Source organism: Bacillus sp. MT94, from assembly GCF_058792475.1.
In genome coordinates, this window is the sequence record NZ_JBXAEZ010000016.1 from 1 (window position 1) to 14,779 (window position 14,779).

Here is a 14,779-nt window from a genome sequence, read left to right on the forward strand (position 1 = left end):
AGTTGGGACCTTGTCCCTGTGAGAGTAGGACGTCGCCAAGCAACTAAAAACACAAGTCTTTTGACTTGTGTTTTTTTTATTTCCCATGAAATAGGTTAGGTTCTGTTAGTAAAAATGATGAAATATAGTAAGGGATTTTTTGAGCAGAAATATTAAGAAATTGATAAATAAATGGATAATCTTCAGAGCCATAGCTTCCAAGTAAGTCATACCACCAATCTGTTTCATACCTAGAAATCATGCTTAAATTATAGAGCAATAAATAATGAACGAGGAGTTCAGGTAATACTGGTTTAGGATTTCTAGGATCAGTTGTAAGTGGTAAATAATAAGTATTAGTAAGATATTCATAGTATAAAGGAGTACTGTACATAGGATTCCATGATTGAATTGGCGCCGTAAAAAGTAAATTCGATTCATTAGTTTTCTCAGGTACATGTTGCATTGATAAATGCTTACAAGATGTTTCAATGTAGCGAGAAAATCTCTCTTTAGTCATATGTAATCGATCTAGTAGGTTGACTGAAAAGGAGAGCTCATTTTTAATTGTTGAATCAATTTTATATAAAGTTGATCCTTTTTGACTATAGCGGAACAAATTTTGTAATTCTGGAATATTTCCCATTAATTCTAACATGTTAAATTTTTCTGCTTCTAAGTGTTTCATGTGAAACAGTTGTTCTGCAACATGAGTAAACAATCCGTTTTTTTGTACCTTCACCTCATCTTCTAAAAATTGATACCCTTGTTTTTTTCGTTTGCGAGTTGTAACGCCATGAGCTAAAACAGTAGTGGATTCAGGATAGTTAGGATCAATGGTTAGTAGACATGCTTTAAAAAGTTGGCTAATTCCATAAAATAACAACATTGGTTGAATGGAAAATGGAGCTGTCTTATATAATTCATAATAATTTTTCCCGTGTTCTAAGTAATAAATAAAGGGATAACAATTTTCAAAACTTTTTTTTTCGGCATCCTGAATAGAGGATTTTTCATAACAACGGGCAAGATAACGTTGTACGTTTTGAGATGAAAAAAAGAAACTTAACTGCTGCCAAGTGCAAGATGTTTGATGCATATATTACGCTCCTTTTATTGTCTAAAAATTCTAACATATATATACGTCCTTGACAGTATTTTAACCAATTGATAAGCTACTAATAATAATTTCTGGTATCATAGGGGGAACAATTATGTGGGAATCTAAATTTGTTAAAGAAGGTTTGACTTTTGATGATGTATTACTTGTACCAGCTAGGTCAGATATATTACCAAGAGAAGTAAGTGTTAAAACAGTTTTATCTGAAAGCTTACAGCTAAACATCCCGTTAATTAGTGCAGGAATGGATACAGTAACAGAAGCTGACATGGCTATTGCAATGGCTCGCCAAGGTGGTTTAGGAATTATTCATAAGAATATGTCTATTGAGCAACAAGCAGAGCAAGTTGATAAAGTAAAGCGCTCTGAAAGCGGCGTTATTTCAGATCCTTTCTTCTTAACTCCAGAACATCAAGTATATGATGCAGAACATCTTATGGGAAAATATCGTATCTCAGGTGTACCGGTTGTAAATAATTTAGATGAGCGAAAATTAGTTGGTATTATTACAAACCGTGATATGCGCTTCATCCAAGACTACTCAATCAAAATTTCTGACGTAATGACAAAAGAACAATTAATTACAGCTCCAGTTGGTACTACACTGGAAGAAGCTGAAAAGATCCTACAAAAGTATAAAATTGAAAAACTCCCTCTTGTTGATAATAACGGTGTATTACAAGGGCTGATTACAATAAAAGATATTGAAAAAGTAATTGAATTCCCAAACTCTGCTAAAGATAAGCAAGGACGCTTATTAGTTGGAGCGGCAGTTGGTGTAACAGCTGATGCTATGCTTCGTATCGATGCATTAGTAAAAGCTAGTGTAGATGCAATTGTACTTGATACAGCTCATGGGCATTCTAAAGGCGTTATTGATAAGGTAAAGGAAGTTCGTGCTAAATATCCATCATTAAATATTATCGCTGGAAATGTTGCTACAGCTGAAGCAACGAAAGCATTAATTGAAGCTGGTGCAAACGTAGTTAAAGTTGGTATTGGACCAGGTTCTATTTGTACAACACGTGTTGTAGCTGGTGTTGGTGTACCACAATTAACAGCAGTTTATGATTGTGCAACCGAAGCTCGTAAATACGGTATTCCAGTTATTGCTGATGGCGGTGTTAAGTACTCTGGTGATATGGTTAAAGCTTTAGCAGCAGGAGCACATGTTGTTATGCTAGGTAGTATGTTTGCTGGTGTTGCCGAAAGTCCTGGAGAAACTGAAATTTACCAAGGTCGTCAATTTAAAGTGTATCGTGGTATGGGTTCTGTCGGTGCGATGGAAAAAGGAAGTAAAGATCGTTACTTCCAAGAAGGAAATAAAAAACTTGTTCCAGAAGGTATTGAAGGACGAGTACCATATAAAGGACCTTTAGCAGATACAGTTCACCAATTAGTTGGTGGCTTACGTGCAGGTATGGGATATTGCGGAGCACAGGATTTAGAATTCTTACGCGAAAATGCACAATTCATTCGTATGTCAGGTGCAGGCTTACGTGAAAGTCATCCTCATCACGTACAAATTACAAAAGAGGCTCCAAACTACTCATTATAATGTCTTATATACAAATAGACAGAGATTTGATATCTCTGTCTATTTTTTTTTGATTATGTTAGAATAACGGTTATGTGAGTACATAGATATTGGGGGTAGCAAAAGTGAAAGGTATGTTTTGCAAAAGATTCATTGCTTTGGTAACAGTGCTTACACTAGCTTGTAGCATTTTTATTCCATATAGCAATGCATCAGCTGAAACAGGAGCCGCTTTAAACATTGAAGCAGGCGCGGCAATTTTAGTAGAAGCGAATTCTGGGAAAATTTTATATCAAAAGAATGCAGATGAATTATTATCCATTGCTAGTATGACAAAGATGATGAGTGAATATTTAGTTCACGAAGCAGTGGATAAAGGAAAACTTAAGTGGGACCAGAAAATTAAGGTTTCTGAATATGCATATAAGGTTTCACAAGATGCTTCATTATCAAATGTTGCATTAGAAAATGGTGGCTCTTATACAGTAAAAGAGTTATATGAGGCAATGGCAATCTTTTCTGCAAATGGTGCAACAATTGCATTAGCAGAAGCAATTGCAGGTAAAGAAGTAGATTTCGTAAAAATGATGAATGATAAATCGAAAGAACTAGGGTTGAAAAATTATAAATTTGTCAATTCTACAGGTTTAACGAATAAAGATTTAAAGGGAATGCACCCTGAAGGAACAACAGCAGATGAAGAAAATAAAATGTCTGCAAAGGATGTTGCAACTTTAGCACAACATTTAATTAAAGATTATCCAAAAGTGTTAGATACAGCAAAAATTCCTAAAAAAGAATTCCGTCCAGAAAAAGAGAAGTTTGCAATGTCAAACTGGAACTGGATGTTAAAGGGCTTAGTTAAAGAATATGATGGCGTAGATGGTCTGAAAACAGGCTCAACTCCAGAAGCAGGAGATTGCTTCACTGGTACGGTTGAAAGAAACGGTATGCGTTTTATTTCTGTAGTTATTAAAACAAGTTCTCATACAGCACGTTTTGATGAAACAAAGAAGCTATATGATTATGGATTTGCTAACTTTGAAGTGAAACAAATGTATAAAAAAGGTTCTTCAGTAAAAGGACAAGAAACAGTAAGAGTAGAAAATGCGAAAGATAAAGATGTAGCAGTTCAAACGAAACAAGCTATTTCACTTCCAGTGCCAAAAGGAAGTAAAGATGTTTATAAAACAGAATTAAAAGAATCAAGTAAGGGACAAGAAGCACCTATTAAAAAGGGAGCTGCGCTTGGTCAAATGGTAATTACGCCAAAAGATACAAACGACCCTGGATTTTTAACTGGTAAGTCGTTGCAAGTGGATCTTGTAACAACATCTGAAGTAGAAGAAGCAAACTGGTTTACTCGTGCTATGCGCGGAATTGGTTCATTCTTTAGTGGTATGTGGAATAGTGCTGTTGATACAGTAAAAGGTTGGTTTTAGAAGCTCCTCATGGTAGGGGCTTTTTTTTTTATTCCTATTTTTCATACCGACTTTATGAAAAAGTAGTAGACAAGCATCTGATAGTTAGTGGTAGAATGTAAGAGTATTCTTAATTTTCGCCTTTAACGGGGGAAAGCAATTCACCTAGGGGGGTTTTTGTACATGACAAATGTAACAGGGACAGAGCGTGTAAAACGTGGAATGGCAGAAATGCAAAAAGGCGGCGTTATTATGGACGTAATTAACGCTGAACAAGCAAAAATTGCAGAAGAGGCAGGCGCAGTTGCCGTTATGGCATTAGAGCGTGTACCAGCAGACATTCGTGCAGCAGGTGGCGTTTCTCGTATGGCAGACCCAACAATCGTTGAAGAAGTTATGGGTGCAGTGTCAATTCCGGTTATGGCAAAATGCCGTATCGGTCACCTTGTAGAAGCACGTGTATTAGAATCATTAGGGGTAGACTATATCGATGAGAGTGAAGTATTAACTCCTGCTGATGAAGTATACCATTTAAATAAACGTGATTACACAGTTCCATTTGTATGTGGTTGCCGTGATATCGGAGAAGCTGCACGTCGTATTGCAGAAGGTGCATCTATGCTTCGTACAAAAGGTGAACCAGGAACAGGAAACATTGTAGAGGCAGTGCGTCATATGCGCCAAGTCAATGCAGAAATCCGTCAAGTTGCGAGTCTACGTGAAGATGAGTTAATGACATATGCAAAAAATACTGGTGCTCCTTACGAAGTATTACTTGAAATTAAACGTCTTGGTCGCTTACCAGTTGTAAACTTTGCGGCAGGTGGTATAGCAACGCCAGCAGATGCTGCATTAATGATGCAACTTGGTGCTGATGGGGTATTTGTTGGATCTGGTATCTTCAAATCAGAAAACCCAGAGAGATTTGCACGTGCAATTGTTGAAGCAACGACTCATTATGAAGATTACGAACTAATTGCAAGTCTTTCTAAAGGATTAGGTAATGCAATGAAGGGTATCGAAATTTCAACGTTATTACCAGAACAACGCATGCAAGAGCGTGGATGGTAATTAAAGGAGAACTTTAAAATGGTGAAAATCGGTGTACTAGGTCTTCAAGGTGCAGTTCGTGAACATGTAAAATCAGTTGAAGCAAGTGGTGCAGAAGCTGTTGTTGTAAAGCGTATAGAGCAACTTGAAGAGATTGATGGTCTTATTTTACCAGGCGGTGAAAGTACAACAATGCGCCGTCTTATTGATAAGTATGCTTTCATGGAACCACTTCGCACATTTGCAAAGTCTGGTAAACCAATGTTTGGTACGTGTGCAGGGATGATTCTTCTTGCGAAAACACTTATTGGCTATGAAGAAGCACATATTGGTGCTATGGATATTACAGTTGAGCGCAATGCGTTCGGACGCCAAAAGGATAGTTTTGAAGCTGCGCTTTCAATTGAAGGCGTGGGTGAAGACTTCGTTGGTGTATTTATCCGTGCGCCGTATGTTGTAGAAGTAGCTGATAATGTTGAAGTGCTTTCTAAGCATGGTGACCGAATGGTAGCGGTAAGACAAGATCAGTTTTTAGCTGCTTCATTCCATCCAGAATTAACAGATGATCATCGTGTAACAGCATACTTTGTTGAAATGGTAAAAGAAGCAAAAATGAAAAAAGTTGTATAAGTAACTTGCAACTTGTATAAGATTATAGTAAATTGATGGTAACAATTTTATAAAATAAGCGTGTTGATAGGAAATAGTAACAAATGTTGTTTCTTATAGAGAGTCGATGGTTGGTGGAAATCGATAGAAACAGTTTGTGAATCCATCCTGGAATGGAATGTGGAACATCTTTTGGATTAAGTAAGCATTCCCGGTGAAGAGCCGTTATTTCTACTTGAGAGGAAAGCGGTAATGCTTTCAACTAGGGTGGCAACGCGGGTTAACTCCCGTCCCTTTATATAGGGACGGGAGTTTTTTGTGTTTTATAAAATAAAAGGAGGAGTATATAATGCTTGATATTAAATTTTTACGTACAAACTTTGAAGAAGTAAAAGCGAAATTACAGCATAGAGGTGAAGATCTAACTGATTTCGGACGTTTTGAAGAACTTGATACGAGAAGAAGAGAACTACTTGTTCAGACAGAAGAATTAAAAAGTAAACGTAATGAAGTGTCTCAACAAATCTCTGTATTAAAGCGCGAAAAGAAAGATGCAGAAGCTCTAATTTTAGAAATGCGTGAGGTTGGAGAAAAAGTAAAGGATTTTGATAACGAACTTCGCACAGTTGAAGAAGACTTAGAAAGATTAATGTTATCTATTCCAAATATCCCTCATGAGTCTGCTCCAGTCGGTGAAACAGAGGATGATAATGTAGTAGCGCGTACTTGGGGAGAAGTAAAAGAATTTACTTTTGAACCAAAACCACATTGGGATCTTGCTACTGATTTAGGAATTTTAGATTTTGAACGCGCTGGGAAAGTAACAGGAAGCCGCTTCGTATTTTACAAAGGTGCTGGTGCAAGATTAGAGCGTGCTTTAATTAGCTTTATGCTTGATCTTCATACTGATGAGCATGGATATGAAGAAGTATTACCTCCATATATGGTAAACCGCGCAAGTATGACAGGAACAGGACAACTTCCAAAGTTTGAAGAAGATGCATTCCGTATTGAAAGTGAAGATTATTTCTTAATTCCAACAGCTGAAGTACCTGTAACGAATATGCATCGTGATGAGATTTTAAATAAAGAGCAATTGCCTATAAGATATGCTGCATTTAGCTCTTGCTTCCGCTCTGAAGCAGGTTCAGCTGGTCGCGATACACGCGGTTTAATTCGCCAGCATCAGTTCAATAAAGTAGAGCTTGTGAAGTTCGTAAAACCAGAAGATTCTTATGAAGAGTTAGAAAAATTAACAAATGATGCAGAACGCGTGTTACAATTATTAGAGTTGCCATATCGCGTTATGAGCATGTGCACAGGCGATTTAGGATTTACAGCAGCGAAGAAATACGATATTGAAGTATGGATTCCAAGCTATGGCACATATCGTGAAATTTCTTCTTGTAGTAATTTTGAAGCTTTCCAAGCGAGACGTGCAAATATCCGTTTCCGCCGTGAGCCAAATGGAAAACCAGAACATGTCCATACATTAAATGGATCTGGTCTTGCAATTGGACGTACGGTTGCAGCTATTTTAGAGAACTACCAACAAGAAGATGGTACAATTATAATTCCAGAAGTTCTTCGCCCTTATATGGGAGGAAAAACAGTTATTAAGTAAATTTAAACATTCATCGGTATGAGTGATTGGTAATTATGAGCGTTGTCAGTACTTTAATGTAGGAAGGGGAAAGTAAAATTTTCCTTTCCTCATAATTTATTTTAGTAGGGTTGACTAACTGTTTTTCTTTTGATATTATATTTGATGTCAATATGGAGGTATACCCAAGTCTGGCTGAAGGGATCGGTCTTGAAAACCGACAGGCGGCGAGAGTCGCGCGGGGGTTCGAATCCCTCTACCTCCTCCAGATATAATTGACAACAGCGCATATAAGTGGAGATTGGAGAACTCGTTACCAACACGTAACGAGTTTTTATTTTAAAACCAATCATAAAGTATGGTGTAAGGTAATTTTGTCCTTATTACACACTCATATTCCGATGATTATCTTCATAGATATGAAAGGAGTCAACATGGATCTTATTATACAAACGTTTCCTTTAGATGGAAAAACTTTATATTATGTACAATGTCCTGTCTGTAAGAACAATAGAATTTTAAACAGTGGTGCAAACGTATCACGCATTATTAGTGATGATACATTCCGTAAACTTTGTGGTTGTACTTGTGATGTAAAACCAGCTACGAATAAAGTAGAGGTGCCAAAACAAGTTAAAAAAGCAGCTGTAAAGAAAGAAGCGGCTCCAAAACGTACAGGTAAAGTATTAACGGCAGTAATTAATGGGAAAGAAATGACTGTTAAAGAGATTGCTGAAGCATACGATATTAGTACAAGTACTGTTCGTCAGCGTATTAACGCAGGAAAACCTGAGAGTGAAATTATTGCTCCAACAAAGAAGAAGTAATTTAATAGGAAAACCCGTGCATATGCACGGGTTTTTTATTTTACAAGTTTACGTGTTTGTTTTAAAAAATGCCCAATTTTTTTAATGATTGGTTCGATTGAATCCCCATCTTTTAAAATATCGTACTCATTAATATTTAAGCGTAATACAGGGCATGAATTAAAGTTGTTAATCCAGTTTTCATAACGTCCATGCATTTCTTTCCAGTACTCAATTGGCGTTTGCTGTTCCATTGGGCGTCCGCGTTCCTGAATACGATCGACAATATCATCGAAAGAACCTTCTAAGTAAATTAATAAGTCTGGATGAGGGAAGTAAGGAGTCATGACCATAGCGTCAAATAACCCTTTGTATGTTTCATAATCAGTTTCCGTCATCGTACCTTTTTCATGATGCATCTTTGCGAAAATTCCAGTGTCTTCGTAAATAGAACGATCTTGAACAAAACCGCCACCGTATTCAAAAATTCTTTTTTGTTCCTTAAATCGTTCTGCTAAAAAGTACACTTGTAGGTGGAAGCTCCAGCGAGTGAAGTCCGCATAGAACTTGTCCAAGTATGGATTGGAATCTACTTTTTCAAATGATGTGCGATAACCTAAAGCATTAGCTAATGCAGTTGTCATAGTTGATTTACCCACACCTACCGTTCCGGCGATAGTGATTACTGCGTCATTGGGTATATCATATTTTTGCCTTAAATTCATTATTATTTCGACTCCTTTAAGAGAGTATTTTGAAGGGCAGATAGGATGACGTTTAAATCATCAGGATTTTTTACAAAATCCATATCGTCTCCATTAAATTTCAATACTGGTATTTCCGGATGATCTTTTTTAAAAGCATCCATTGCTGTTTCATAATCTTTTGTGAGCTGTAGTAAGTAATTTGGATCCATGTTTTTTTCAAATTCTCTTCCGCGCATGGCGATTCGTTTTTGCAATGTTTTTAGGCTAGCCGTTAAATAAACAATGACGTTTGGCACAGGCATATCTTGTGTAAGAATACGATAAATTTGCATGTACTTGTCATATTGAGAGTCTTTTAATGTGCGGGATGCAAAAATTAAATTTTTAAAGATATGGTAATCCGCTACTACTGGTTTCCTTTGATTCAAATACTTTATGTTAATATCTTCTAATTGTTTGTATCTATTACAAAGAAAGAACATCTCTGTTTGAAAACTCCATTCGTCGATGTCTTCATAGAACTTTCCTAAAAAGGGATTTTCATCAACAATCTCTTTTAGTAAGTGGAGTTGCATGTGAGTTGAAATTTCCTTCGCAAGTGAAGTTTTTCCAACACCAATTGGTCCTTCAACCGTGATAAATGGTACTCCGGTCACGCTGTTTCCTCCTTTCAATCAGTGATTTACCGTGACTACTAAAAACACAAAACAGAATTATTGTAGCACAAGAGGGAAGCGAGCGGGTTAATTTGATATAAAAAGTTAGAAAATAGATATATGTATTAATTAAATTTTATTTTGGATGACGATGTTATATTTGCTTTCAATGTAGTTTCCATTATTTTTAAAGCATGTATATTATCTTGGTCGTTGTTAGAGGCGATACAATCCTGTGGTACATACAATGTATAATTTCTCATATGGGCATCATTAGCTGTAAAGAGGATACATATATTTCCGGCAACTCCTGTTAATATTAGATTTTCTATTTTTAAATAACCTAGTAATGAATTTAAAGGTGTTTCATAAAAAGCGGAATAATGTGGTTTAATAAAAATGTAATCATCAGAACTTGGAGCAATCTTATGGATTATATTTTCGCTATATTTATTTGTGCAATGAGTAATAAGTTGGTCGATATCAGATCTCCAAAGTTGATAATGGTCATTAACGTAAATTATAGGATAGCCGAAGGATTTCATTTTTTTCTTTAATTGTAAAATAGGGTTTGTGATAGTCTCACATTTTTGAGCTAGAATGGGTCCGTGGGAAAATTGAAAGTCATTAATCATATCGATAATGAGCAAGGCGGTATTTTTCATATGTAATCCCCTCTCTTTTTTCTTTTAGGGTGGATTGAATATGTAAAAGTTATCCCCTGTGTAGTAAATGGAAATAAGTGTACTTTATTTGTAATGAAAGGACTATGTTATGGAACAAGATCAAGATATTTATTTTATGCAATTAGCGATAGAAGAAGCCAAAAAGGCAGAGGAAATACAGGAAGTTCCAATTGGAGCAGTTATAGTGTTAGATGGTGAGGTAATTAGTGTTGCCCATAATTTAAGGGAAACTGAGCAAAGATCAATAGCTCATGCTGAGTTGCTAGCAATAGATGAGGCGTGTAAAAAATTAGGGACATGGCGTTTAGAAGATGCAACATTGTATGTAACATTAGAACCTTGTCCAATGTGTGCGGGTGGAATTGTTTTATCACGAGTGAAGCGAGTTGTATATGGTGCAAGTGATCCGAAGGGCGGGTGTGCAGGGACATTAATGAATCTTTTAACGGATGAACGCTTCAATCATCAATGTGAAGTAGTATCTGGTGTATTAGAGGAAGAATGCGGTACGTTGTTAACAAACTTTTTTAGAGAGCTTCGTAAAAAAAGAAAAGCGATAAAAAAATTAGAGAAAAATACTGGGAACTAACGTATTTGCATTTTATAAAGAAACAAGTTATACTGATAATGCCTTTAATGAAGGCAACCGAATATTGGTTTTAACTTTGCCGTGCTAAGCGGGGAGGTAGCGGTGCCCTATACTCGCAATCCGCTCTAGCGAGGCCGAATCCCCTCTCGAGGTTATGTTGCTGTAAGGTCTGCCTTAAGTAAGTGGTGTTGACGTTTGGGTCCTGCGCAACGGGACCCCGTGAACCTTGTCAGGTCCGGAAGGAAGCAGCAATAAGCGGGTCTTCTCGTGTGCCGCAGGAGTGCCTGAACCGAGCTAACTGCTTGAGTAACGCTTATGGTACGTAATCGACGGAGGGTGCACGGCAGTTATATATGTATACAAAACTCACCTTAATACAAAGGTGAGTTTTTTGTATAGAAAATAACTTTTGGAATCTATAAACAGAATGGGTTATAATAAATGAGATAATAACCTTTGAGGGAGGCCGTATTTTCGTGTCATACCAAGCGTTATACCGAACATGGAGACCGCAAAAGTTCGAAGATGTAGTCGGTCAAAAGCACGTGACAAAAACGTTGCAAAATGCCCTTCTTCAAGAGAAAGTTTCACATGCTTATTTATTTTCTGGTCCTAGGGGAACAGGAAAAACGACAATTGCAAAAGTATTTGCAAAAGCAATTAACTGTGAACATGCTCCGGTAGCTGAACCTTGTAATGAATGTCCTTCTTGTTTAGGAATTACACAAGGATCCATTTCAGATGTATTAGAAATTGATGCGGCTTCAAATAACGGTGTAGATGAAATTCGAGATATTAGAGATAAAGTAAAATATGCTCCAAGTGCTGTAGAATATAAAGTATACATTATTGATGAAGTTCACATGCTTTCTATGGGTGCATTCAATGCGCTTTTAAAAACCTTAGAAGAGCCGCCAGGACATGTTATCTTTATTTTGGCGACAACAGAACCTCATAAGATCCCGCCTACAATTATTTCGCGTTGTCAGCGTTTTGAATTCCGAAAAATATCAGTGAATGATATTGTTGAGAGATTATCAACGGTTGTGACAAACGAAGGTACGCAAGTGGAAGATGAAGCATTACAAATTGTTGCCCGTGCTGCTGAAGGTGGTATGCGTGACGCGCTTAGTCTTATTGATCAGGCTATATCTTATAGTGATGAGATTGTTACGACAGAAGATGTATTGGCCGTAACAGGATCTGTTTCTCAGCAATACTTAGGCAATTTAGTAGAATGCATACGTGAAAATGATGTATCAAGAGCATTACAGATCATAGATGAAATGATGAGTAAAGGGAAGGATCCAGTTCGTTTTATGGAGGATTTCATTTACTATTATCGTGATATGCTTTTATATCAAACTTCACCGCAACTAGAACATATGTTGGAACGAGTAATTGTAGATGATCAATTCCGTAAGTTGAGTGAAGAAATGCAACCGGAAGTGATCTATGAGATTATTCATACCCTTAGTAAGGGACAACAGGAAATGAAGTGGACAAATCATCCGCGTATTTTCTTAGAAGTTGTTATGGTGCAATTGTGTCAACAGTTTATGATGCAAGCAAACGGTACTGATCGTTTGCAAGCAATTATGAACAGGATGCAGCAATTGGAGAAAGAGTTAGAGCAAGTCAAAAAGAACGGTGTGCCAGCTGGTGTACAACAGGAAGTAAGAGAGACACGTGCAACACCAAAACCCGTACGAACAGGAAGTATGAAGATTCCTGTCGGGCGTGTAAATGAAGTATTAAAACAAGCGAAGCGTCAAGATTTAGAACAATTAAAAGCTGTATGGGGTGAGTTGTTAGGAAGACTCAAATCATATAACAAAGTAGCGTTTGCTGTTCTACTAGAAAATAGCGAACCAGTGGCAGCTTCAGATGACACTTACGTTTTAGCATTTCAATATGAGATTCACTGTAAGATGGCGAGCGAAAATCGAGAAGCTATGGATACAGTAGAACAAGCTTTATTTGAATTGCTAAGTAAAAGGTTAAATATGATTGCCATTCCAAAAAGTGAATGGGGTAAAATCCGTGAAGACTTTTTACAACGTGAAGGTGGAGAGTCTGAAGAAAGCCCGGAGAAAAAGGAAGACCCTCTTATAGAAGAGGCAGTGAAATTAGTAGGACAAGAACTCATTGAAATAAAAGAGTAATAATAATTAGGAGGAATTAATTATGATGCGTGGCGGAATGGGAAATATGAATAACATGATGAAACAAATGCAAAAGATGCAAAAAGACATGGCGAAAGCACAAGAAGAGCTTGGTGAAAAAACAGTTGAAGGTACAGCTGGCGGCGGAATGATTACAGTTATTGCAAATGGTCACAAGCAAATTCTTGAAGTGAAGATTAAAGAAGAGGTTGTAGATCCAGAGGATATCGAAATGTTACAAGACTTAGTGTTAGCTGCAACAAATGATGCACTTAAAAAGGCTGATGAGCTATCAAACTCTACGATGGGTAAATTTACAAAAGGCTTAAACTTACCAGGTGGAATGTTCTAGGAGGATATTGATACATGCATTATCCAGAACCAATATCAAAACTAATCGATAGTTTTATGAAGTTGCCAGGTATCGGACCGAAAACAGCGGTTCGATTGGCATTTTTCGTATTAGATATGAAAGAAGATGATGTGTTAGGTTTTGCGAAAGCACTTGTAAATGCGAAGCGAGATTTAGCGTATTGTTCTGTATGTGGACATATTACTGATCGTGATCCTTGTTATATTTGTAATGATTCGCATCGAGATCAATCAGTTGTTTGTGTCGTGCAAGAACCGAAAGATGTAATCGCGATGGAAAAAATGAAAGAGTATCAAGGTGTATATCATGTGTTACGTGGTGCGATTTCTCCTATGGAGGGAATTGGACCGGAAGACATTAATATCCCGCAACTCTTAAAGCGACTACATGATGAAACGGTACAAGAAGTAATATTAGCAACAAACCCTAATATTGAAGGGGAAGCTACAGCGATGTATATCTCCCGCCTCTTAAAACCTACAGGCATTAAAGTAACTCGTATTGCACATGGTCTGCCAGTTGGTGGAGATTTAGAATATGCAGATGAAGTGACACTATCGAAAGCATTAGAAGGTCGCAGAGAAGTATAAGAGGAGAAACAAAAATGTTCTTTCAAAAAAAGGGTAAATTGCGTAAAGAGTATGATGATAAGTTAATTGTACTTTTGGAAAAAGTGAAGAATGAGTGGTTACGTCAGAAGAGAATGGTCGAACAAAGTGTAGAACCATCTCAAGATGTCATTTGTTCTTTGAAAATAGCAGAGGCGAAATATTTCTTCTTGTTGAAAGAAGCAAAGCGTCGTCCTGTAAAAATGGAACAATGGTAAAGGGTTCTGCTTTCTGAGCAGGCCTTTTTATTTTATTTGTTAAATGCTGAGGTGTTGTTTTATTAGGTTTATATGAAAGAGATGCCGTTTATGATAACTGTTCTTTTTTATTGTCTTGTCCCATACAAATAGATGTATAGGTCATTCATAAGGAGGAAAAAATGAATTCTACAATTATTATTGTTGGCATTCTTACTTTAGTGTTTATTTTTCTTGTTTTTGGTGTTGCCTCTAAGCCATTACGTTTTATAGGAAAGGTGATTTTTCATGTTACTCTAGGCATAGCATTGCTTTTTATCGTAAATGTTGTAGGGACATATTTTGATTTTCATATCCCAATTAACATGGGTACAGCGGCAATAACGAGTTTATTAGGGCTACCAGGTGTGGCGGCATTAGTGATTATTAAGCTTTATATCATGCCAAGATGAAATTATTTTGGCATTTTTTTAAAAAGTGTTGACTATTAAATGATTAATATGGTAAATTAATAAGCGTCGTCAGGAACGAAAGAAAAAAGTTGTTGACAGATTTAATGAGAAATGTTAAATTATAAAAGTCGCTGAAACGCGATATTGAACTTTGAAAACTAAACGAAACAAACAACGTGAAACGTCAATTTTTATTTTTAGATGCTAGACAAACTAACTTT

Annotated in this window: 16 protein-coding genes, 1 tRNA gene, 1 other RNA gene and 1 other annotated feature; of the genes, 14 read left to right on the forward strand and 4 right to left on the reverse strand. The window is 36.7% G+C overall.

Annotation, left to right across the window (positions count from 1 at the left end; all coding sequences use genetic code 11):
• Nucleotides 1–76: 76 nt before the first annotated feature.
• Nucleotides 77–1,078, reverse strand: a complete 1,002-nt coding sequence (locus AC1Q51_RS27625; protein ID WP_053563256.1) for a YaaC family protein — start codon at nt 1,076–1,078, stop codon at nt 77–79.
• A gap of 115 nt (nt 1,079–1,193) precedes the next feature.
• Between AC1Q51_RS27625 and guaB the strand changes: the two genes are divergently transcribed.
• The 7 genes from guaB (at nt 1,194) to AC1Q51_RS27660 (ending at nt 8,146) form a co-directional block, all read left to right on the forward strand.
• Nucleotides 1,194–2,657 carry an IMP dehydrogenase gene (gene guaB, locus AC1Q51_RS27630; RefSeq protein WP_492331864.1) on the forward strand — a complete coding sequence of 488 codons (1,464 nt, stop codon included), beginning with the start codon at nt 1,194–1,196 and terminating at the stop codon, nt 2,655–2,657.
• A gap of 113 nt (nt 2,658–2,770) precedes the next feature.
• Complete coding sequence (gene dacA / locus AC1Q51_RS27635; RefSeq protein WP_139213359.1) at nt 2,771–4,078, forward strand: D-alanyl-D-alanine carboxypeptidase DacA; 1,308 nt, start codon at nt 2,771–2,773, stop codon at nt 4,076–4,078.
• A gap of 162 nt (nt 4,079–4,240) precedes the next feature.
• Nucleotides 4,241–5,128 (forward strand): pyridoxal 5'-phosphate synthase lyase subunit PdxS, encoded by an 888-nt coding sequence (gene pdxS / locus AC1Q51_RS27640; protein WP_000186154.1) that lies wholly within the window; start codon nt 4,241–4,243, stop codon nt 5,126–5,128.
• An 18-nt stretch (nt 5,129–5,146) separates the two neighbouring features.
• Nucleotides 5,147–5,737 (forward strand): pyridoxal 5'-phosphate synthase glutaminase subunit PdxT, encoded by a 591-nt coding sequence (gene pdxT / locus AC1Q51_RS27645; protein WP_000238785.1) that lies wholly within the window; start codon nt 5,147–5,149, stop codon nt 5,735–5,737.
• A 54-nt stretch (nt 5,738–5,791) separates the two neighbouring features.
• Nucleotides 5,792–6,014, forward strand: a binding site (T-box leader).
• Between the two features lie 51 nt (nt 6,015–6,065).
• Nucleotides 6,066–7,340 carry a serine--tRNA ligase gene (gene serS / locus AC1Q51_RS27650; RefSeq protein WP_000884174.1) on the forward strand — a complete coding sequence of 425 codons (1,275 nt, stop codon included), beginning with the start codon at nt 6,066–6,068 and terminating at the stop codon, nt 7,338–7,340.
• A 154-nt stretch (nt 7,341–7,494) separates the two neighbouring features.
• Nucleotides 7,495–7,587 (forward strand) — tRNA-Ser (locus tag AC1Q51_RS27655).
• A gap of 166 nt (nt 7,588–7,753) precedes the next feature.
• On the forward strand, nt 7,754–8,146 hold the full coding sequence (locus AC1Q51_RS27660; protein ID WP_000364192.1) for a sigma factor-like helix-turn-helix DNA-binding protein: 393 nt from the start codon (nt 7,754–7,756) through the stop codon (nt 8,144–8,146).
• Nucleotides 8,147–8,181: 35 nt separating this feature from the next.
• Here AC1Q51_RS27660 and AC1Q51_RS27665 read toward each other — a convergent pair whose 3' ends face one another.
• The 3 genes from AC1Q51_RS27665 to AC1Q51_RS27675 all read right to left on the reverse strand — a co-directional run bounded on the left by AC1Q51_RS27665 (nt 8,182) and on the right by AC1Q51_RS27675 (nt 10,153).
• Complete coding sequence (locus tag AC1Q51_RS27665; RefSeq protein WP_001053585.1) at nt 8,182–8,850, reverse strand: deoxynucleoside kinase; 669 nt, start codon at nt 8,848–8,850, stop codon at nt 8,182–8,184.
• 2 nt (nt 8,851–8,852) lie between these two features.
• Nucleotides 8,853–9,488, reverse strand: a complete 636-nt coding sequence (locus AC1Q51_RS27670) for a deoxynucleoside kinase (RefSeq protein WP_000148223.1) — start codon at nt 9,486–9,488, stop codon at nt 8,853–8,855.
• A gap of 125 nt (nt 9,489–9,613) precedes the next feature.
• Nucleotides 9,614–10,153 (reverse strand): cysteine hydrolase family protein, encoded by a 540-nt coding sequence (locus AC1Q51_RS27675; RefSeq protein ID WP_053563255.1) that lies wholly within the window; start codon nt 10,151–10,153, stop codon nt 9,614–9,616.
• A 109-nt stretch (nt 10,154–10,262) separates the two neighbouring features.
• Here AC1Q51_RS27675 and tadA point away from each other — a divergent pair, with 109 nt between their 5' ends.
• From tadA to AC1Q51_RS27710, 7 genes are all read left to right on the forward strand, one after another.
• Complete coding sequence (tadA, locus tag AC1Q51_RS27680; RefSeq protein WP_000434330.1) at nt 10,263–10,763, forward strand: tRNA adenosine(34) deaminase TadA; 501 nt, start codon at nt 10,263–10,265, stop codon at nt 10,761–10,763.
• A gap of 79 nt (nt 10,764–10,842) precedes the next feature.
• Nucleotides 10,843–11,107, forward strand: an RNA gene (ffs, locus tag AC1Q51_RS27685) — signal recognition particle sRNA large type.
• 132 nt (nt 11,108–11,239) lie between these two features.
• Entirely contained in the window at nt 11,240–12,928 is a 1,689-nt protein-coding gene (gene dnaX, locus AC1Q51_RS27690) for a DNA polymerase III subunit gamma/tau (protein WP_000121561.1), read from the forward strand.
• A 25-nt stretch (nt 12,929–12,953) separates the two neighbouring features.
• On the forward strand, nt 12,954–13,280 hold the full coding sequence (locus tag AC1Q51_RS27695; protein WP_014894853.1) for a YbaB/EbfC family nucleoid-associated protein: 327 nt from the start codon (nt 12,954–12,956) through the stop codon (nt 13,278–13,280).
• 14 nt (nt 13,281–13,294) lie between these two features.
• On the forward strand, nt 13,295–13,891 hold the full coding sequence (gene recR / locus AC1Q51_RS27700; protein WP_000559169.1) for a recombination protein RecR: 597 nt from the start codon (nt 13,295–13,297) through the stop codon (nt 13,889–13,891).
• Between the two features lie 14 nt (nt 13,892–13,905).
• Complete coding sequence (locus AC1Q51_RS27705; protein WP_000466019.1) at nt 13,906–14,127, forward strand: YaaL family protein; 222 nt, start codon at nt 13,906–13,908, stop codon at nt 14,125–14,127.
• Nucleotides 14,128–14,288: 161 nt separating this feature from the next.
• A complete protein-coding gene (locus tag AC1Q51_RS27710) occupies nt 14,289–14,558 on the forward strand; it encodes a pro-sigmaK processing inhibitor BofA family protein (protein ID WP_001089273.1) in 270 nt (89 codons plus the stop codon).
• Nucleotides 14,559–14,779 lie beyond the last annotated feature (221 nt).